Annotated in this window: 16 protein-coding genes; 10 read left to right on the top strand and 6 right to left on the bottom strand. The window is 34.6% G+C overall.

What is annotated here, in order from left to right; all coding sequences use genetic code 11:
* The first annotated feature begins 11 nt into the window (after positions 1 to 11).
* The 8 genes from CBE70_RS06675 to CBE70_RS06640 all read left to right on the top strand — a co-directional run bounded on the left by CBE70_RS06675 (position 12) and on the right by CBE70_RS06640 (position 8,444).
* Positions 12 to 2,633 carry an outer membrane usher protein gene (locus CBE70_RS06675; RefSeq protein ID WP_100158726.1) on the top strand — a complete coding sequence of 874 codons (2,622 nt, stop codon included), beginning with the start codon at positions 12 to 14 and terminating at the stop codon, positions 2,631 to 2,633.
* Between the two features lie 45 nt (positions 2,634 to 2,678).
* Positions 2,679 to 3,437 carry a fimbria/pilus periplasmic chaperone gene (locus CBE70_RS06670; RefSeq protein WP_100158725.1) on the top strand — a complete coding sequence of 253 codons (759 nt, stop codon included), beginning with the start codon at positions 2,679 to 2,681 and terminating at the stop codon, positions 3,435 to 3,437.
* A gap of 11 nt (positions 3,438 to 3,448) precedes the next feature.
* Positions 3,449 to 3,997: a fimbrial protein gene (locus tag CBE70_RS06665; RefSeq protein ID WP_023581054.1), complete on the top strand. Its 549-nt coding sequence runs from the start codon at positions 3,449 to 3,451 to the stop codon at positions 3,995 to 3,997.
* A gap of 56 nt (positions 3,998 to 4,053) precedes the next feature.
* Positions 4,054 to 4,500 carry a fimbrial protein gene (locus tag CBE70_RS06660; protein ID WP_408634004.1) on the top strand — a complete coding sequence of 149 codons (447 nt, stop codon included), beginning with the start codon at positions 4,054 to 4,056 and terminating at the stop codon, positions 4,498 to 4,500.
* 10 nt (positions 4,501 to 4,510) lie between these two features.
* Entirely contained in the window at positions 4,511 to 5,062 is a 552-nt protein-coding gene (locus CBE70_RS06655; protein ID WP_023581052.1) for a fimbrial protein, read from the top strand.
* Between the two features lie 20 nt (positions 5,063 to 5,082).
* Entirely contained in the window at positions 5,083 to 5,916 is an 834-nt protein-coding gene (locus tag CBE70_RS06650) for an MrpH family fimbial adhesin (RefSeq protein WP_100158723.1), read from the top strand.
* Between the two features lie 23 nt (positions 5,917 to 5,939).
* The gene (locus tag CBE70_RS06645; protein WP_100158722.1) at positions 5,940 to 6,257 is read left to right on the top strand and encodes a helix-turn-helix domain-containing protein; all 318 of its coding nucleotides are present in this window, start codon (positions 5,940 to 5,942) and stop codon (positions 6,255 to 6,257) included.
* A 612-nt stretch (positions 6,258 to 6,869) separates the two neighbouring features.
* The gene (locus CBE70_RS06640; protein WP_100158721.1) at positions 6,870 to 8,444 is read left to right on the top strand and encodes an AbgT family transporter; all 1,575 of its coding nucleotides are present in this window, start codon (positions 6,870 to 6,872) and stop codon (positions 8,442 to 8,444) included.
* Between the two features lie 61 nt (positions 8,445 to 8,505).
* Here the strand turns inward: CBE70_RS06640 and CBE70_RS06635 are convergent, their stop codons facing one another.
* Positions 8,506 to 8,895 (bottom strand): DnaJ family domain-containing protein, encoded by a 390-nt coding sequence (locus CBE70_RS06635; RefSeq protein ID WP_100158720.1) that lies wholly within the window; start codon positions 8,893 to 8,895, stop codon positions 8,506 to 8,508.
* Positions 8,896 to 9,024: 129 nt separating this feature from the next.
* On the opposite strand from CBE70_RS06635, the gene CBE70_RS06630 reads away from it, so the two are divergent.
* Positions 9,025 to 9,363, top strand: a complete 339-nt coding sequence (locus CBE70_RS06630; RefSeq protein ID WP_100158719.1) for a carboxymuconolactone decarboxylase family protein — start codon at positions 9,025 to 9,027, stop codon at positions 9,361 to 9,363.
* A 409-nt stretch (positions 9,364 to 9,772) separates the two neighbouring features.
* On the top strand, positions 9,773 to 11,419 hold the full coding sequence (gene arnT / locus CBE70_RS06625; RefSeq protein ID WP_100158718.1) for a lipid IV(A) 4-amino-4-deoxy-L-arabinosyltransferase: 1,647 nt from the start codon (positions 9,773 to 9,775) through the stop codon (positions 11,417 to 11,419).
* 498 nt (positions 11,420 to 11,917) lie between these two features.
* Here the strand turns inward: arnT and CBE70_RS06620 are convergent, their stop codons facing one another.
* The 5 genes from CBE70_RS06620 to CBE70_RS06600 form a co-directional block, all read right to left on the bottom strand.
* Entirely contained in the window at positions 11,918 to 13,270 is a 1,353-nt protein-coding gene (locus CBE70_RS06620) for a TolC family outer membrane protein (protein ID WP_100158717.1), read from the bottom strand.
* The gene (locus tag CBE70_RS06615) at positions 13,270 to 14,595 is read right to left on the bottom strand and encodes an HlyD family type I secretion periplasmic adaptor subunit (protein ID WP_100158716.1); all 1,326 of its coding nucleotides are present in this window, start codon (positions 14,593 to 14,595) and stop codon (positions 13,270 to 13,272) included. The genes CBE70_RS06620 and CBE70_RS06615 overlap by 1 nt, the downstream gene beginning before the upstream one ends.
* Before the next feature lie 16 nt (positions 14,596 to 14,611).
* A complete protein-coding gene (locus tag CBE70_RS06610) occupies positions 14,612 to 16,345 on the bottom strand; it encodes a type I secretion system permease/ATPase (RefSeq protein ID WP_100158715.1) in 1,734 nt (577 codons plus the stop codon).
* Positions 16,346 to 16,512: 167 nt separating this feature from the next.
* Positions 16,513 to 17,910 (bottom strand): serralysin family metalloprotease, encoded by a 1,398-nt coding sequence (locus tag CBE70_RS06605; RefSeq protein WP_100158714.1) that lies wholly within the window; start codon positions 17,908 to 17,910, stop codon positions 16,513 to 16,515.
* Between the two features lie 337 nt (positions 17,911 to 18,247).
* Complete coding sequence (locus tag CBE70_RS06600) at positions 18,248 to 19,867, bottom strand: M10 family metallopeptidase C-terminal domain-containing protein (RefSeq protein ID WP_100158713.1); 1,620 nt, start codon at positions 19,865 to 19,867, stop codon at positions 18,248 to 18,250.
* Between the last annotated feature and the right edge of the window lie 38 nt (positions 19,868 to 19,905).

The following is a 19,905-nucleotide window of genomic DNA, read 5'->3' as shown; positions in this document are numbered from 1 at the left end:
TTGGATTATTTATGGCTAAATCATTCAAAACTGCTTCAAGAAAAGCAGAAAAAAAGAGTAATCAGCATACAATTCGACCTGTAGCAGCACTGATCTATTTAATTATTGCTGGTATGGCGAGTGCCTCTAATATGGTATTTGCAGCCAGTGATATCGAGTTTAACTCTGATATTCTTGATCTAAAAGATAAACAAAATATCGATTTATCTGATTTCTCTCGTGCCGGCTATATTATGCCCGGTAAGTATGAATTTATTGTTAAAGTTAACAATAATGAATTACCTGATCTCTATACCATTAATTATATTGTCCCCGAAAATGATCCTAAAGCGAGTATTCCTTGTATTCCTCGTGAATTAGTCAATCAATTTACGTTGAAACCTGAGTGGCTCAAAGCGGTAACTTGGAAAGACGGCGATGCCTGTCTTGATGAGTCATCAATACCGGGTATGACAACAAGTACCAACTTAGGCGCAGGTAGCTTTATTGTGACTATTCCTCAAGCCTATGTTGAATATGCCACCGAAGATTGGGATCCACCTTCTCGTTGGGATGAAGGTATTTCTGGGATTATTTTTGATTATAACCTGAATGCTAATGTGACCGATCCTGCTAATGGTAAACAAAGACAACAAGTTACCGGTAGTGGTACTGCTGGTGCAAACTTGGGTGTTTGGCGTTTTCGTGCTGATTGGCAAGCAAACTATCAACATACAACAGGTGTGAATGGTAGTACTGAGAACGATTGGGATTGGAGTCAATATTATCTTTATAGGGCGATAACCCAATGGGGTGCTCGCCTTGTGATGGGTGAGACTTATTCACGCTCTGATATTTTTGATAACTTCCGTTTTACTGGTATCAGTTTATTAACGGATGACCAGATGTTGCCTCCTAATTTAAGGGGATATGCGCCCGAAGTAACGGGTGTCGCAAAATCTAATGCTAAAGTGACAATTAGCCAGCAAGGTCGTGTGATCTACGAAACACAGGTTGCACCTGGTCCTTTCCGTATTCAAAATCTTAATGATGCAGTCAGTGGTAAGCTGGATGTTCGTGTTGAAGAGCAAGATGGTTCGGTACAAGAATACCAAATGGATACGGCAAGTATCCCTTACTTAACACGTCCGGGCCGAGTGCAATATAAATTATCAGCAGGTAAGCCTTCTGATATGGATCACAAGACAGAAGGGCCAGTTTTTGCAATGGGTGAGTTTTCATGGGGGGTCACGAATGGTTGGTCACTCTATGGAGGTTCATTAGTTGCGGGTGATTATAACTCTGTTTCTTTAGGTATTGGTCGTGACTTAATGGCGTTAGGGGCAATTTCATTTGATGCGACACACTCTTGGGCAAAAATTCCAAGTGATGATAAACGCTATCATGGTGGCTCTTATCGAGTGAGTTACTCTAAACGTTTTGAGGCTATTAATAGTCAGGTGACTTTCGCAGGTTACCGTTTCTCAGAACGTGACTTTATGAGTATGGATCAATATTTAGATCGTCGTTACCGTGATAACAATCGTGATAATAGCAAAGAGCTTTATACCATAACATTAAGTAAACAATTCCCTGAATGGGGTGCAAGCGCATATCTTAACTATAGACACGAAACTTATTGGAATAAACCTAATAACGATTACTACAATTTATCTTTATCTAAGTTTATGGATATTGGTAGTTTTAAAAATATTAATCTTAATTTATCCGCTTATCGCAACAAATTTAACGGAGCAAATGATGATGGTGTTTATCTAAACGTCAGTATGCCTTGGAGTGATAAAGCGACAATTAGCTATAACACTGTCATTAATAAGACTGGTAATTCACATAATGTGAGCTATTTTGACCGTCTCGATGACAATAATAACTATCGCTTAGGTACAGGTTTAAGTAGCCGTGGCCGTCCTTCTGCTGATGCTTATTATACGCGTTATGCTGATACCGCACTGGTAACGGCAAGTGCGAGTCATACTCAAGGTGAAAATACCTCTGCATCACTTTCGCTACAAGGCGGGGCAACGTTAACACCAAAAGGTGGGGCATTCCATCGTACTGCAATGCCAGGAGCTGCGCGTCTATTAGTCGATACTAATGGGGTATCTGGGGTACCAATTAGAAGTTTAGGGGCTGTGAGCAATACTAATTATTTTGGTAAAGCAGTACTTCCAGATATCAATAATTACTATCGGAGTAGTGCAACAATTGATTTAGATAAATTACCTGATGACGTTGATGCGGTGCGTTCAATTCAACAATTAACCCTGACCGAAGGGGCAATAGGTTACCGCGAGTTTGACGTTATTTCAGGGCAAAAAGCAATGGCGATTGTTCGCATGAAAGACGGTAGTTATCCACCATTCGGCGCTAGTATTACCACAGCAAAAGGACGCGAACTGGGCATCGTGAATGATAGCGGTAATGTTTATTTAAGTGGAATAAACTCGGGTGATATTTTAGATGTACGTTGGAGTGGTAAAAAACAGTGTGAGGTGCAAGTACCTAAATTAGACGAAGGTATCTTTATTTCTTCACTATTATTAACGTGTGGGGACACTCCATCAATCTCTTATTCAGCACAAGAGAGAACCGAATCACCATCTCAGCCACAATTAGTCAAAACTGAAGGTTGAGAAGGGAAAAATTAAACGATTTTATAAACAAAAGAGTAATTAAAGATGATGTTATTAAAGCGCTCATTCATTGTAGCAACCACATTATTAACGGGTATGGTGTTTACTCAACAAGCTATTGCTGCGATTGCATTGGATAGAACTCGTATCATTTTTAATGGAGCTGATAAATCAATTAGCCTTAATGTCAGTAATCAAAATAAAGATCTGCCTTATTTAGCACAAGGTTGGATGGAAGATGTCAATGGGCAAAAAGTGGAAAGTCCATTAATCGTTCTGCCACCTATTCAACGTATTGAACCCGGTGATAAAAGTCAGATAAAAATACAAGGCTTACCTGATGTATCTAAATTACCTCAGGATAGAGAAAGCGTGTTCTATTTTAACTTACGTGAAATTCCACCACGTAGTGATAAACCCAATGTACTGCAAATTGCATTACAAACACGGATTAAATTGTTTTATCGCCCAGCCGCGATTTATGCAACACAGACTGATTTAACAAATCCATGGCAGGAAAAAATCACCCTAACGAAAAAAGGGGATATCTATCAGGTTAATAATCCAACGCCTTACTTTGTGACAATTGTCGATGGGTTAACCGGATTAAAAGGTGAAAGTATTACTGGGTTTACGCCTTTAATGGTCGATCCAAAAAGTAGTGCGGATCTTAATTTGAAAGCCTCGACACTTGGTGCTTCACCCGTATTAAGTTATATCAACGATTACGGTGGACGCCCTCGTTTGAAATTTAGCTGTAATGGCAATGAGTGCAAGGTTGTAGAAACAGCAATCGGAAATTAATAGGTTTATTTATGGATATGGAACAGCGGTTTAACACAAGCAAAGCAGTGTTGATTTTATTAATGACAACATTTACTGGTGTCCTGAGTTCAGCTGCTGTTGCAAATACACCACCTACAGCGAGAGCGGGTAGCGCTATACCTGGGATTGTATATGTCTATATCACGGGTAATGTTATCGCTCCACCTCCTTGTGTCATCAATGGGGGAAAAACGATTGAGGTTGATTTTGGTGAAGTCATGAGTACGCGTATTGATGGTGTTAATTACAAAAAGCCTATTACTTATAGTGCTGAATGTAGAAAAATGCCAACAAATACAATGAAAGTCTCTATTTCTGGAAATGGTACTGGGTTTGATTCAAATGCCTTGACCACAAACATTACAGGATTAGGGGTACGTCTTCTTTACCAAAATAAATTATTGAGATTGGGGCAAGAAGTGAATTTCACTTATCCTAACTTCCCTCAATTTGAGGCAATTCCTGTTCGTGATTACTCTGCATCATTAACTGGGGGTGATTTTTACGCTACGGCAACGCTTCGAGTAGAATATCAGTAAGGAGTCAGTACATGCTTATTAATTTAAAAAAGGTTTGTCTGACAACATTACTCGTCATGTCGCCTTTATTTGTCAGTGCGGATGAACCGAATATGAAATTATTTGGAACATTATTAATTCCGCCTCCTTGTGTAATCGAAAATAATAATTTAATTGAAGTTTATTTTGGTCATAACGTTGGTATTCATAGAGTTGATGGGATTAATTACACCCAATCCGTGAATTACCGATTAAAGTGCGATCCCAATATTAAAGGTTGGGATCTGGGGCTTTCTATTATTGGTCCTAAAAGTCAGTTTGATGATGCTGGATTGCAAACCAATATTACGGATTTAGCTATTCATATGACTCGAAACGGTGAGCCTTTTATCTTAAATGAGCGCTTTGTTATCTCACCAGATAAACCCCCTATTATTCAAGCTGTTCCGGTAAAAAAACCGGGAAGTACCTTAGTAGAAGGTCCATTTGAAGTAACTGCAACGTTGCTCGCAGAATATCAATAGGAGTGTGAAAATGAAGCTTAAAACATTACCGCTTCCTGTTATTTGCGGGCTTACGCTTCTAATAGGAATATTTTCAGCCGCTAATGCAGCACCGAATAATATGCGACTTTATGGCACATTAGTTGATGAACCTTGTGTAATAAAACCAGGTGATGAAACCATCTCGCTAGAATTCGGTAATGTGCCAGATAAAACGTTTTATATTGGCGCGGGTAGAACAAATAGCCAAAATTTTCAAATTCATTTATCAGAATGTGACCTCTCTATTAATAAAAGGGTGAGAGTGACATTTAGTGGTACTGAAAATCAGGCAATGGTTGGGCAAGGTTTTCTTGCATTAAGTACAGGAAGTCAAGCTGAAGGTATTGCCATTGGGTTAGAAAACTCGGATGGCAGTCCACTGCGGATTAATCAGGAAACAAGCAATATTGCCTTAAATTCAGGAGATTCTATTTTAAGGTTCCGTGCATTTATACAAGCCGAGCCTAATGCTATTGCTAACGAATCAATAAAACGAGGTCGTTTTAGTGCCATAGCCACATTCCACCTGAATTATGATTAATTATTAAGATTGAGGTTAGTATGTTTACCCCAAAACGATTATCAGCATTATGCCTATTTAGCGTGATGACACTCTTTTCTGCATCATCAATGGCTTCTATTTTTTCTTATATTACTGAATCTAAAATTATTTCTTCTTCTGCTGCAAATTATACTTTTATTATTCAGCGTTGGGACCCAGAAACAACGATGACATTGAATCCTTGTTATGGTGGTGCATCTTGTAAAATCACGATTAATCATCGACATAATGCATCAGGACAAGGTGGGGCTGCGACAAGAACAATTTTAACTGGGGCACAAAAATATCGCACTATGGCGGAATTACGTGATGCTGTTATGCGTGTGCAAAGTTTTCCTACGTCACCTGCTGTAGCTCACCACTCTGGGGTGCCTAATAGTGAAATTCAAGAGTGTGTTGGCTTATTTTATGAAACCGGAACGACAAAATTACTACTTCCAGGATCAATGTGCGGTATTGCACCGCCTCCTGCTGGGGCTTGTGAGATAATTGATGGTTCTGTCAACCTCAGTTATGGCGATATTGATGAAGACAGATTAGGCGACTCAACACAGAATAAACGATCACAAACAATTCGCGTAACATGCAATAAAGACTTATCTGTTGTTGTTTATGCATCATCTCTAGAAGGCCCAAATGTCAGATTACGCCCAGACGGTAGCCTCTATGCAGATTTATACCTTAACAATAAACCAGGTGAAAATGGCGAGATAATTTTTGTACCTGCGGGAAGAGCAACACCTGTAGTTGTTAGCTCTGTATTACGTCCTTATGGTCGAGTTGCTCCCGGTTCATTTTCTGGGGTAGGTACATTAATTTTGGCAATGCCTTAATATAAACGAAGTTGGAAAACGCGATGATGGATTATTTTCTTATAAACATCGATGTGAATGAGCTAGTTGGTAAAAGAATACAGAAAAAACGCAAAGAGCTTGGTTATACCGGCGGTCACCTTGCCGATAAATTGGGAATTAGCCAACAACAGTTCTCACGTTATGAACGCGGGTTAAATAAAATAGACTTGGGTTACCTTGTGACATTGGCAGTTTATTTAAAAACCCCAATTTACTGGTTTTTTGAAGATTGTTTTCACGTTGAAGAAGAGACTGAAGATAAACATGCAAGTAAGTGTATCTACTTTATGGCGGAATCTACGCCAGATATTATCTTCTAATCAGTAAATATTTTCTCATTGAGTGGTAGATAAAGAGGGTAAGTTATTCTTACCCTTTTTTATCTTTAAAATATCAACAACATTGCCTTTCAAATATTTATTTTACGATATCCATCTTTCTTTTTTCAGATCATCAATTCTTTATTCTATGTATAGTCATACGTTCAATATCTACTGTAAAATCACCTGTTCATGTTACAAATAATCTAAAGTTTTAACCTATCCTGACCATTTATTCGTCATTGTTTTCTCTTTTATAGTAATTACAGCCGTTACTATCAGGTTTATCTGAGTGTTTTATCGTTTCTGACTATTAATTGAAGGTATTTTTAGTCTGAAAAGGTTAATAAATAATCATAAAAATGTTAAAAAATGTTACCTTATGCACATTTTTTAATTTTAGATATTATAAATTAATTTTAATGTAAGTGATTTGTAATTGTGTGATTTATTTTTATTTGATTGTTTAATAAGGTAAAAAATATTTTATTTGATAACTTTATCCTAATTTTTATCTTAAATAAAGTGCTTATAAATAGGATTAACAGATAGTCATAATAAAAAGGGTTGTGTACTGTGCATTTTCTGTTTTTTTTATAAAAAGGATAAATGATGCAAACAAAAAAACAGGGAGGCAGTCGCTTTCTACGCACAGTGGAATGGCTAGGAAATGCGCTACCCCATCCCGTTATTTTATTTATTATTTTAATTGCTATTTTACTTGTCTCTTCGGCAGTTGGTGAATATTTTGGCGTTACGGTACAAGATCCCCGACCAGAAGGTGCCAAAGGACGTGCAGAAGATGGCTACATTCACATTATTAGTTTGTTAGATGCGGATGGTATTCGTCGTATATTGGCAAATGTCGTCACAAACTTTACTGGTTTTGCGCCTTTAGGTACGGTGCTGGTGGCGTTATTAGGTGTCGGTATTGCTGAACGTGCAGGTTTATTATCTGCGGTTATGCGTTTAGTGGTAATGAAAGCACCTCGCAAAATGACCACATTAGCAATTGTCTTTGCTGGTATTATGTCGAATACCGCGGCTGAATTAGGTTATGTGGTATTGATACCGTTATCAGCAATTATCTTCCATTCGTTAGGGCGGCATCCTCTTGCTGGTCTAGCGGCTGCCTTTGCTGGGGTTTCAGGCGGTTATTCTGCCAACTTACTCTTAGGGACAATAGATCCATTATTATCGGGTATTACACAGCAAGCGGCGCGTATTATAGATCCAACTTATATCGTTGGTGCTGAAGCAAACTGGTACTTTATGTTTGTCAGTACATTCCTTATTACTTTCTTAGGTTACTTCATTACAGAAAAAATCGTCGAGCCTCAATTAGGGCCTTATAACGGCAACGAACTTGATGATGAAGAAAATGATTTAAGGAATGCTGCTGAAGTTACGCCACTAGAAAAGAAAGCATTATGGGCTGCAACAGGAACATTTATTGTTATGGGCGTGATTTTGGCGCTAACGGTTGTTCCTGAAAATGGCATATTGAGAAACCAAGAAACAGGGTTAATTGGTAATTCTCCTTTCTTAAAATCTATTGTTGTCTTTATTTTCTTATTCTTTGCAATTCCGGGTATTGTTTACGGATGGATTGCTAAGACAATGCGTACAGATAAAGACATCGTGGATGCCATGGCGAATTCGATGAGCACGCTTGGGCTATATTTAGTAATTATTTTCTTTGCGGCTCAGTTTGTTGCGTTCTTTGGTTGGACAAACATCGGTCAGGTTATTGCTGTTAAGGGTGCAGCATTACTTAATAGCATTGATATGCCAAGTGGATTACTGTTCTTAGGCTTTATTTTAATCTGTGCTTTTATTAACTTAATGATTGGTTCAGCATCAGCACAATGGGCTGTTACAGCACCTATCTTTGTACCAATGTTAATGCTTGCAGGTTATGCGCCAGAGACAATTCAAGCAGCATATCGAATAGGAGATTCTGTCACTAATATCATTACACCAATGATGAGTTATTTTGGTTTGATATTAGCAGTCGCAACAAAATATAAGAAAGACACCGGTATTGGTACTATGATCTCTATGATGTTGCCATATTCCGTTATTTTCTTAATTGGTTGGTCATTATTATTCTATTTATGGGTATTTGTATTCAACTTACCAGTAGGACCAGGCTCACCAACGTATTATTCTCCAACCGCAGGTTAATTCTCTGCGATGATAGAAGCTTATACAGGGATGTATAGGCTTTTTCTATTTTGATATTTCATTATTTTTGTTCGGTTTCTTTTTTATGATTTGCTAATTTTTCTGTCAGTTGTGTGGCATAGTCCGTATGTAAAAATTGAGTATCTAAACCAGCCTGCTGTAATTTCAATTCAAGTAATGCCAAGCGTTTTTGCAGTGATTCATTCTCTATTCCAGTTTCATTTAATGTGCTTAAGATTTCAGCTAGGGATAAGGCTTCTTTCCTATCTTGCATTTCAGGCGGTAAAAAACCCGCATTCTTTAATAAGTGGTAGCTTGCTCTAAGTGACTCAGGAACATGGCTATTATCATCAAGGATCAACGGTTTTCCTTCACCTTTAAGTGATGAAAGTTCCCCTTTTTGTAACGCTTTTTCGATATGGCGTTCAGCCCATTCATCTAAAATAGACACTTTAAACCTCTTTTTCGGTAACTATTACAATAGAAAAGATCATCTCACATCAAATTAGCTTGCTTAGATTATATAGTTTGATATTATATTTTTATATTATATAAAAAAATATATTGTAAGGGATCAAAAATGAGCAAGTACAAAGAAATAGTAACAGACATTGCAGGTAACATGGGGGCATTGTCTCAAAATATTCCAGACGTAATGAAAGCTTTTATGAGCACGACAAAAGCGGGTGGTAAAGAAGGCGCTTTAGATGCAAAAACAAAAGAATTGATCGCCATTGCAATTGCAGTTGCAAATCGTTGTGATGGTTGTATTGGATTTCATACAAAAACACTTGTGGAATTAGGCACAACAGAGCAAGAACTTGCGGAAGCATTAGGCGTTGCTATTTATATGGGGGGCGGCCCTTCAGTTATGTATGCATCCAACACCATGGGCGCTTTTAAAGAGTTTAGTAAATAAGATTTTTATCATCATATAATTAAATAAAGTAATCAAAAACCAGAATAAGTTTCTTCTGGTTTTCTTTATTTATATTTTCTGTTTATTTTCTGTTTATTTTTAATTTTTTATCCTCTCTTTTTTTCTTTTAATAGTATCTAGATAAAACGTAGATAAAAAACTCTCTGGTTTTTAAAAAATTTAATAAAATATTAAGGTTTTATTAGTTGTTCCATTAACCTTTTCTTATCATATCTTGCTGATTAATATTGATAATGTTGGTGTTTTGCTGTTATTTTTGTTGATTAAAAATAAAACAATAAGTTAATTAATTATAATTTAATAAATAATAATTGAATCTTTTATAGGATAGCTATTCTAAGTGAATAGTTCATATAAAGTGATATTGTTTTATTTTAACGGGGAATATATGCGTGTTGATTTTTTAGAAAAATATAAATGGTTTCTACTTTTTATTTTTATATTTTTAACTTATTTAATTCCTCTCGAAACACGACTACTCTGGCAACCTGATGAGATCCGTTATGCTGAAATTAGTCGAGAAATGCTTGTATCAGGTAATTGGTCTGTACCCTATATGCTGGATATTCGCTATTTTGAAAAGCCAGTATTGGGGTATTGGCTAAACAGCATTGCACAATGGCTATTTGGCGGTGGTAATTTTTCTGTTCGTATTGTTGTTGTAACTTCAACCTTATTAACCGGCTTATTTGTTTATCGTGCTGCTATGCTAGTTTGGCATAACCGTACTTTGGCGTTTAATGCACTAATGGTCTTTTTATCCTCGTTTCTTGTGTTAGCTATTGGTACTTACAATATTCTTGATCCTATAGTGACAATGTTTGTCACAGCAGCAATGTATTATTTTTTATCTGGATTACATGCAACTAATAGAAAGGGTAAAATTAAAGCTTATATTCTCGTTGGTATTTTCTGTGGATTAGGTTTTTTAACCAAAGGTTTTATTGCTGTTGTATTACCCGCATTAGTTTTTGTTGTAACCGCAATTAGTTTATCTCGTTTTAAAGAAGTCCTTTGTTATGCACCAATAGCGCTTATTTCTATGCTTATTATTGCTGGCCCATGGGTGATTTCAGTTGCACTTCAGGCACCTGATTATTGGCACTACTTCTTTTGGGTTGAGCACGTTCAACGCTTTGTTGAAAAGGGATCAGCAAGATCACAACCTATGTGGTTTTATTTACCTATTGTTATTTTAGGTATTTTGCCTTGGTTAGGGTTCTTATTTGGGGCTATTAAATCAGCTATTTTCCTGAAGAAGGGAACTCTTTATTTTTCGTTTTGGTTATTCCTATTTTTTGTTTTCTTTTCTGCCTCCAGCGGTAAGTTATTAACCTATATGTTGCCTTGTTTTGCGCCACTTTCTATCTTGATTGCACATTATATGGAAGAGCTAAAAAACAAACACCATGAAAAAATTCATAATATTAATGCGATCATAAATACTGTTTTTGGGCTTATAGGCGTCTCTATTATTGTTTATTCGCTTTTCTCTACACGATTTACGTTATACGAAACAAATGAGCAATATAAAGCGTTGCTGGGTATTGTGGGCTTCTTATGCTGGAGTGCGGTGGGGGTTGCTTCTTTCTTTAAACCCACACGCTTACTGACTTTATTTTGCTCGATAGGATTAAGTCTAGTAATTGGGTATGTTATTCCTCATAAAATAGAAAGCAAAAGCACCCCTGAAAAGGCAATTAATCACTATTATAATCAGCTAGCAGATAAGCCTTATATTTTAACTGATGAAGTTGGGATCGGGACGTCTTTAGCATGGGGTTTAAAACGTACTGATATTCGTTTAACAGAGACGAAAGGGGAGCTCGCTTATGGTCTGGCATATCCTGATGTGCAAAATAAATATTATGATCTTAAGCAGCTAGTTAACTTAATTGAAGAGAAGAACTATCAAGGGCTTGCGATTGTTTTAGTCCGACCTGAGCGAAAAGAAATATTATCTGTTATAAGTCAGTTAAAGATAAAACCTATTGTAGAAAAACGGGGTGATTTAACATTTGTTTTCTTTAATTAACTGATTTTAAAGGCTATTTATATTTTTCAAGAGACGGCTATAAAAGAGCAATTAAATTTAATTTCAGCTTTTAAAATGATATGAATTTGATTTTTTGTGTTGTTTTTATGTGATCAAAGCCAAAAAATGGATTTTGTTGAGAAATATATTTTGCTCTTTTTAGTTTTAATGGTAGGTTTAAAATGTGTCCATTAAATCGGAGTTAGCTAAGCACTATATGAGAAGTCACTTTACTTTATCAGAACCCCCGCCCAAACAAAATGTACTTATGAATGGGGGTAATTTATGCTGATTTTCCTAGCTGAATGTTTTATCGGTCTAGCATCAATTGCTCTTACTCACCGTGTATTAACGTTGTACGGTACTAAAAAGAAGTGATGATACCCGCTAGCTAAAATAAGCAATTAACTATTGCTTATAACTAAAAGTCCTATATCTAATTATGATCTAGGACTTTTATAATTATATTAATATTTCTTATTAAAAAATTTAGTAATTTTATTGAAAATAACCTTCAATCAATTTTATTTTTTCAATATCTAAGGTATTCGTATATTGATGTAATAATGTCCAAGCCTGAATATAATCATATTTAGCTTTAATTAAATCTTGTTGAGCGCGATATAATAATTCTTCAGCATTAAGAACATCGACCATTGTTCTCTGCCCGCCAATATAACTTTTTTGAGTCGCATCTAATTGCAATTTAGCAGAAGAAACGGATTGCTCATAGGCGTTCAATTTAATATTACTCGTTGTACATATTTGGTATTGATGGCGTAATTCTTGTGTGATCTGCTGAATAATTGCATCTCTTTCAAATGCACTCATTTGATACAATGCAGTAGATTGACGCATTGAAGCTGTTGTTTTTCCACCATTAAATAAAGGTAAGCTGACATAAAAGCCAACATTCGCTGATTGATATTTTTGATTTACGGTATTATTGCTATCTGAATCACTATTAGAATAAGAAGCATAGAGTTGCACTGTTGGGAAAAATTCACCTCTATTTTTTTCCACTTCTTGTTTTGCTATTGCCATTTCATAACGAGCTGTTTGAATATTGAGGTTGCTTTGCATAGCCTCATTTTCCCATGACTCGTAATTATTGGGTGTGATAGGTTGTAATATAAAACTATTAGTGCTTAATTTTGCTATATGTTCTGCATAAGGTAGCGGTGTACCAATCATCGAACTTAGTTTATTTTTTGCATTATCTAACTCAAGCTGGATATCGGTATATTGCGATTGAGTTAAATATAAGCGTGTTTGGATCTCTGAAATATCTGTTTTTGTTCCTTCTCCTAATTCGAATAAACGCTGACTTGATATTAGTTGTTGTTTATAAATCTCTTGCTGTGAAAGGTTTAATAATAATTTATCTTGCGCATAAGCCAATTCTATATAATTATCCACTAATCTAATTACTAATTCGGAAAATTTTACTTGATAACGGCTGTCCGATAATAATGTTTTGATTACGGATGATTTGTAATCACTAAATGCTGTGTAATCAAAGAGTGGTTGGCTAATAATAGCACTAACAGAATGGCTTTGATAATTTTGATATTCTGTTCTTTCTATTTCCCCTTGATTCGTATTAATAGGATAAACTTTTCGTTGCCAATTTCGTGGGTTATTTTGATAGTTTACATGTACACTTGGAAGTAATTGAGATAAGCCAATATTTTCATACTCTTTACCGGCAACCTGTTCTTTAATCGCAGCATTAAACGTAGGGTCATTTTTTACTGCTAAGAAATAGAGATCAGATAAGCTGATCGCAAAAGTGTGAAAACTTATCATCCATATAGATAAAATGGCAGAGAACTTTTTTATTTGCATCATTATTCTTCCGTCAATGAAGTATGGATCCTATCTAAAACAGGCTTGAAGAGATAATTTAGTAATGAGCGATCGCCTGTATTAATAAATACATCAACTGGCATCCCTGCCTTTAATTGATTTTTATTGTCTGTAAGAAGAGTATTATCTTTAACATTAATAAATACTTGGTAATAAGGTTCTGTCGTTCTTTCATCAATAAGCCTATCCGCTGAAATTAATGTTACCTCTCCGGGAATTTTAGGTGTTGTATTTTGATTGAATGCACTAAACATTAAATCAACAGGAAGACCAAGTGTAACTTTATCAATAAGATGAGGTGCTAAACGTGCCTCAATAATTAATTGATGATCTTGAGGAACAACTTCCATTAATGTTTGGCCTGTTCTTACAACTCCACCTTGGGTGAAAACAGATAAATCCATTACTATTCCTGAAATAGGGGCCGTGATTTTCATCTTTTTTAGTTTATCTATTTCAATGATAAGCTGTTTTTCTGTTTCACTAATTTGTAATTGAATTTGGTTAAGTTCAGTACGTGCCGATTGATAAAAATTAGCGTTTCGTTGCAATATTTTTTGTTGATATTCCAATTTTTGTTTTTCTAATGTGCTTATTTGCCCATATGTATCATTAAGATGGTTATTATTTTCAGCGAGTTCACGCTCAATTTCTTGGTAACGATGACGGGGAATATAACCCTCATTAGCAAGTGTGTATAAATCTTTGATTTGAGTTTTTAAGCTATCAATTTGATGCTGTTTATTTAGCGTAGATCTTTTTAAATGAACTAAACGATTAGAAATACCATCAATAATAGCATTATAGCCATTTATTTCACTATGTAACTCAATATACTTTTCATTAAGTAATTTATTTTGCAATAGGGATAATTTATTTAAATTCTCTGAAGGAGAATAATATTTTTCATTAGGATCTAAGATAAATTCTGTTTTTTCATTTAATTGAGCATATAAGCGTTGTTGAGTAATCAGTAAATTATCATATTGATCGGATAAAGATTTGACTAAAGCCTTTGATTGAATAGGGCTTAATTGAATAAGCGTTTGACCTTCGATTACGCTATCACCATTTTTCACTAAAATATCAGTAATAATACCTTCTACTGAAGCTTGAACACTCTTTTTATTACCTGAAATTGAGACATTTCCTTTCGCAGATACACCTTTATCTAAAGGAGCAAAAGCTGCCCAAAAAATAAAAATAGCAAGACCTAAAAGAATAACTGACCATCCTATTATTAAGAATTTTCTAGGATCATCTGAAATACCATGAACAATATCGATTTCATTTTTTTTTGTGATCATAATAGTCTTCTCAATATTAAATATTGCTTTGAGTAATAGGTGTAGGTGTTGGCGTACTCTTTATTACTGATGAGTTATTTAACTCAGCAATAACCGCTGTTGTAGAGCCAAATAATTTAGTGTGACCATCGAAAAGAACTAAGAGTTTATTGGTTACTGAGAGTAATTGTTTTTGATGCGTGATTAATATAACAGTTTTTTTATTTTGTTTGAGTATTTGAATTGCTTGCATTAAAGCTTTAATGCCCAAATCATCTAAATTAGAATTTGGTTCATCTAAAACGACTAGAGCCGGATCACCATACAATGCACGAGCTAACGCAATACGTTGGCGTTGTCCTCCAGACAATCCTTCACCATGAGCGCCAATAACGGTTTCATAACCATCAGGAAAACGTAAAATCATTTCATGAACATTTGCCATCATTGCAGCTTGAGTGACTTTTTGAGGATCTATTTCAGAAAAGCGAGCAATATTTTCGGCAATCGTACCAGGGAAAAGGGCGATTTCTTGAGGAAGGTATCCAATATATCGACCAACTTCACTTTTATTCCATTGATATATATCTGCATTATCAAGACGTATGGCACCAGTTTTAACTTCCCATATACCAACAATAAATTTAGCTAAAGAGGATTTTCCTGAAGCACTAGGGCCAATAATACCAAGCACATCGCTGGGGCTTAGTGAAAAATGAATATTATTTAATAAGATGCGTTCCGTTTGTGGGTATTGAGCTTGGTTAATATTTACCGTTAATTCACCTTTAGGAGCAGGTAGCGCCATTTTTTTATTTTCTTCAGGATACGTTTTTAATAGTGTGGTTAACCTTTTATAAGCTTCTTTACTACTATCCCAGTTTTTCCATACACCAATAACTTGTTCAATCGGTGCTAAAGCGCGGCCTAATAGTATTGATCCTGCGATCATCATTCCTGGGCTAATTGTATTATCTATTGCTAGCCATCCACCTAATCCTAGCATTAAAGATTGCAGTGCCATTCGGGTAACTTTTGTTATTGCAGTGATACCTGCTGCATTATCACTTGCATGAGTTTGTGCTTGTAGATATTTAAAATGAGCAATTTGCCATTGGTTACGTAAATAACCTAGCATTCCCATTGCTTCAATAGGCTGTGGATGTTCAAAATGATGACCTTGTATTACCTGAGCTTGATTAGCAAACTCATTGGCCTTTTTTAAGGATGCTCGAGACAAATATTCATTAAGAATTGCCAAAGAAAATAAAACGAGCGCACCACATAGTGCAAATAATCCTAACCATGGGTTAAATAATGCGATAACAAGAAGATAAATAGGAAACCAAGGTAAATCAAAAAAAGCAAAAATGGCGTGACTTGTAATAAATTGCCTAATAGTCACTAAGTCATTAAATGCTAAAGAGGAATTAATACCGGGCGTTTTGTTTAATTTTGCTTGATATGCGGCAGTATAAATTCTTGAATTTAAGGATAAATCAAGTTTGTTACTCATTCTAATGACAATAATGCTTCTTAAGTATTCTAATCCTCCCATAAAAATAAATAATGTTAACATAATGAGCGTTAGCATTAATAAAGTCATTTCATTACCTGAAGGTAAGACTCGATCATAAACTTGCAACATATAAATGGAAGGAACTAACATTAAAATATTTATTAAGGCTGTAAATATTCCAATGGAAAGAAATACTTTCTTTCTCTCTTTTATAATATTTGTTATCTCATTATTGTTTTTGCTTGCTGACATAATGTTATTCCTGATTTTATTCCTATCTGCTTTATGGCTATTTACTGCACTTCTTCTATCAATATGGAGTGATGAATCTATCTATTTTTTTAAGAAGATAATATAAAAATAGCTCCTTATAGGTAAAAGAAAGGTAGGAGAAATAGTTTTCTCCTACCCATGATAAATTAAACAATAAAGTCAGTTTCGTAATTAACAAATCCTACAATGTCAATTTTGAAATCAGGGCTATATCCATAGCCATAAGCATTAATAGCAAGTTCACTTGAGTTTGTTGATTGATCATATTTAATGGTTGCTTCACCCGAGCGACCTGTAAAATTATCAACAAAGTTAAGGAATTTATGGCTAAAGGTATTTTCGATTAATTCTGATAGATCAATCTTATCAATACCTGATTTGAAGTCCATTATCTTGTCAGCGGCAGATACCAGAGAGTCGGAGATCTCTTTATAAACAAAGGTATTACTACCTGTACCACCCCATAATGTATCTTGGCCACCGCCACCGATGAGAATATTATCAGCATCATTTCCGTAGATAATATCATTACCAGAGCCACCGATTGCATTTTCTATTGTAACGCCTTGTGCAATAGAAACGTTTTTCTGTAGTCCGCCAACATCAGAGAAATGACCCTCACGTAAATCAATAACTTGATCTTGATAATATCCTGAGAAGTCAAAAGTATCATTACCACTACTATCCCAAACTGAGAATATTAATTTATCGTTGCTGCTTGTTGCTGTGTAATAATCAATACCTGTATTTGAGTTGAAACCGTAAACATCATCACCTGTTCTGGTGGTGGTATTTGCGCCATAAAGATATTGCATTGCTGAAATATCATGAAGTAAAGGCGCTCCGGCATAAGCACCTTGGAAGTGTGCACCTGTTTCATATTCATCCCAATAACTCATAACAGTATATTGGCGACTATCTTCAGCGTAGTCAGATTTTAAATATCCAGGTACATTTTGTCCTGCGTTGTAATCACCAGGGTGCATTAAACCAAGTGCATGACCAATTTCATGGATAATTGTTAAACGTCCATAATTACCTAATTCAGGTGTTGTATTACCAGCTCGATAATAATCACTGAACCAAGCTTGACCTGAAAGATCACGTCCATAGCTATAGGTATTTGGTAGCGTTGCATAAGCCTGAAATTTGCCATATGGATCAGTAATATTACCAAAAGTAATATCTGATTTTACACCTGGTGCTACTTCGGTAAATTTGATATTTGCAATATCAGACCATGCATCTAAAGATTGTCTTGCATGATCTTTTTGTGTTGAATTAAATCCATAGGGATTTTTATCACCAAAATCATTAAACTTTTTACCAGCCCAAGTTGGGAATGAATATGTCACTTCTGCTGCTTGTCCAATAACATACTTCCCATTCCATGTGGAGTTTTCTCGTGCAATATGTTTTCCAGCAGTATCATAATCAAAAGAAAGTAGAGTTTTAGCTGAGAAATTATAAAAAATTCCACTTTTATCTAATAAGTCAGAAACATTAGATAATCCTACTGCTTTTTTTAATAAAGAAGAACCCATAATATCCTCCGGATATCAAGTTTAGGTTAAGTTTATTTTCATGTTGAAAATAGTTTAATTATCTGGCGAACGCCAGCGATAATAAAGATAGCTATTTATTGATATTAATCTAGAGGGGGAAAATAAGTTTTTAAATAATTGTGATGTGAGGTGTGTTTTAAGTCAGAATAATTTAACTAAGTAAATAAATTTTAGGTTACCTTATCTAGAGAGATGTTTTTTAATGTTATTATATAATGCTGTCATAATTTTATAATATATTTAATTCCCCATGATAAGGCTTGATTGAATACAAGCCTTATATATTGTCCATTATTTTTTAAGATAATTAATTATATTAACAAAATAGATCTTCATAACTAAAATTTCCAACAATATCTATTGTTAAATTTGGAGCTTCTAGTTTTTCGTTTGTTTTTATTTCTAATTTTGTTAAGTTATATTCTTTTTGATAACTCATCTTAAACGAGATTAAATTTTGAGATAAAAGATTTTCGATGTTTAGGTTTGTTTTATTTTCATCTAGGAAAATAAGAAAATCTTCATGGATATTATAATCCATAATTTTATTATGGCTATTTGTCTTGTCGCTAATTTCGAAAAAAAACATATCAGCGTGCTTTCCTCCGAACAGTGTATTATGCCCATTACCGCCAGAAATTATATCACGACCATCTTCTCCATTAATAAAATCATTACCTTCGTTACCATAAAGTGCATCACTATCTTCACCTCCAAAAATGTTATCATCACCATCGTGCCCATAAATAATATCACTACCTTTACCACCAAATAGGTTATTGTTTACTTCATTACCAATGATGTGATCATTATTCTCACCTCCTATTGCATTTTCGATTATTGCTCCATAGGCAATGGAAATATTGCTTTTTAGTCCGCCCACATCAGAAAAAGAACCTTGATTAAGATTTATTTTCTGCTCAATATTATATTTCGAAAAATCAAGTGTATCATTGCCACCAGCATCCCATATACAACTAATGATGATATCATCTGGCATGTATAGACTATAAAAATCTCTTTCTGTATTAGAGTTAAAACCATAAATAGTATCACCTGTTCGCGTCGTTACATTTACGCCATAGAACTTTTGAATAACATATATATCGATTAATAATGGAGACATGGGGAATAATCCAATAAAATCAGCATCTTCTATTTTTGGATAGCGATATGACATTATTGAATATTTTAAACTATTTTCTTCAATATCAGGATTATTAGGATCATTTGCTCTAAAGGTATGTGGTAAACCAAGAGCATGTCCAGTTTCATGTATATAAGTTTGAGTTTCGCTATTTCCTTTTTCTAATATTATAGGTTGATTATTTATATGACCGTTTTCATTACTGTTTTTATATAAAGTAATATGAGTATCTGTTTCTATATAATAATATTTTATATTGTCTGATTTTTCTTTGAATAAATTTATTTTATTTTTTTGCTCTGGTGTTATTTCATTTTTATTGAATTTTTTTATAAGTGTAGTTGAAGATATATTAATCCAAACATGTCCTCCTATACTATAATCAGTGATTTTTTCTATTTTTTTATTTGGCTCTATATTGTTTAATGGGAATGTTGCAACACCTGCGACTAAATGGGAATTGTCTTTTGTTATTTCATTTATATTATTAAAAGCACCAAATTTTATATGAGTATCATGTTTAGTATCTTTTTCAACAAAGTTTATATTAGCCACATCTGACCATTGTTGTAATACTTTTTTAGCAATTTTTTTTTGATGCTCATTAAATGTTGTGAGCGTCTTATATTTATCACCTCTTAATTGACTCCAGTTTGGAAAACTGAATGTTACTTCTGTAAATTCACTATTAGGATCTTGTTTTGCCCATCTCATTAATGGCTTAAAACTTTTTATTAATTTAATAATCTCATTTAATTTTGAAATATCATGTTTATAGATAGCACTCATAATATATTAATATCCTTTTTTTATAAATATTTTCCATG

This window comes from Proteus columbae (genome assembly GCF_002777965.1).
In the GTDB taxonomy this organism is placed as follows: Bacteria; Pseudomonadota; Gammaproteobacteria; order Enterobacterales; family Enterobacteriaceae; genus Proteus; species Proteus columbae.
This window is presented reverse-complemented; position numbering and strand designations above follow the sequence as displayed.

Excerpts from the sequence above, each read along its gene's own strand:
- CBE70_RS06675 (WP_100158726.1), top strand. The coding sequence starts at position 12 with ATGGCTAAATCATTCAAAACTGCTTCAAGAAAAGCAGAAAAAAAGAGT.
- CBE70_RS06650 (WP_100158723.1), top strand. The coding sequence starts at position 5,083 with ATGTTTACCCCAAAACGATTATCAGCATTATGCCTATTTAGCGTGATG.
- CBE70_RS06630 (WP_100158719.1), top strand. The coding sequence starts at position 9,025 with ATGAGCAAGTACAAAGAAATAGTAACAGACATTGCAGGTAACATGGGG.
- CBE70_RS06610 (WP_100158715.1), bottom strand. The coding sequence starts at position 16,345 with ATGTCAGCAAGCAAAAACAATAATGAGATAACAAATATTATAAAAGAG.
- CBE70_RS06665 (WP_023581054.1), top strand. The coding sequence starts at position 3,449 with ATGGATATGGAACAGCGGTTTAACACAAGCAAAGCAGTGTTGATTTTA.
- CBE70_RS06605 (WP_100158714.1), bottom strand. The coding sequence starts at position 17,910 with ATGGGTTCTTCTTTATTAAAAAAAGCAGTAGGATTATCTAATGTTTCT.
- CBE70_RS06670 (WP_100158725.1), top strand. The coding sequence starts at position 2,679 with ATGATGTTATTAAAGCGCTCATTCATTGTAGCAACCACATTATTAACG.
- CBE70_RS06600 (WP_100158713.1), bottom strand. The coding sequence starts at position 19,867 with ATGAGTGCTATCTATAAACATGATATTTCAAAATTAAATGAGATTATT.
- arnT (WP_100158718.1), top strand. The coding sequence starts at position 9,773 with ATGCGTGTTGATTTTTTAGAAAAATATAAATGGTTTCTACTTTTTATT.
- CBE70_RS06655 (WP_023581052.1), top strand. The coding sequence starts at position 4,511 with ATGAAGCTTAAAACATTACCGCTTCCTGTTATTTGCGGGCTTACGCTT.
- CBE70_RS06660 (WP_408634004.1), top strand. The coding sequence starts at position 4,054 with ATGTCGCCTTTATTTGTCAGTGCGGATGAACCGAATATGAAATTATTT.
- CBE70_RS06640 (WP_100158721.1), top strand. The coding sequence starts at position 6,870 with ATGCAAACAAAAAAACAGGGAGGCAGTCGCTTTCTACGCACAGTGGAA.
- CBE70_RS06645 (WP_100158722.1), top strand. The coding sequence starts at position 5,940 with ATGATGGATTATTTTCTTATAAACATCGATGTGAATGAGCTAGTTGGT.
- CBE70_RS06620 (WP_100158717.1), bottom strand. The coding sequence starts at position 13,270 with ATGATGCAAATAAAAAAGTTCTCTGCCATTTTATCTATATGGATGATA.
- CBE70_RS06615 (WP_100158716.1), bottom strand. The coding sequence starts at position 14,595 with ATGATCACAAAAAAAAATGAAATCGATATTGTTCATGGTATTTCAGAT.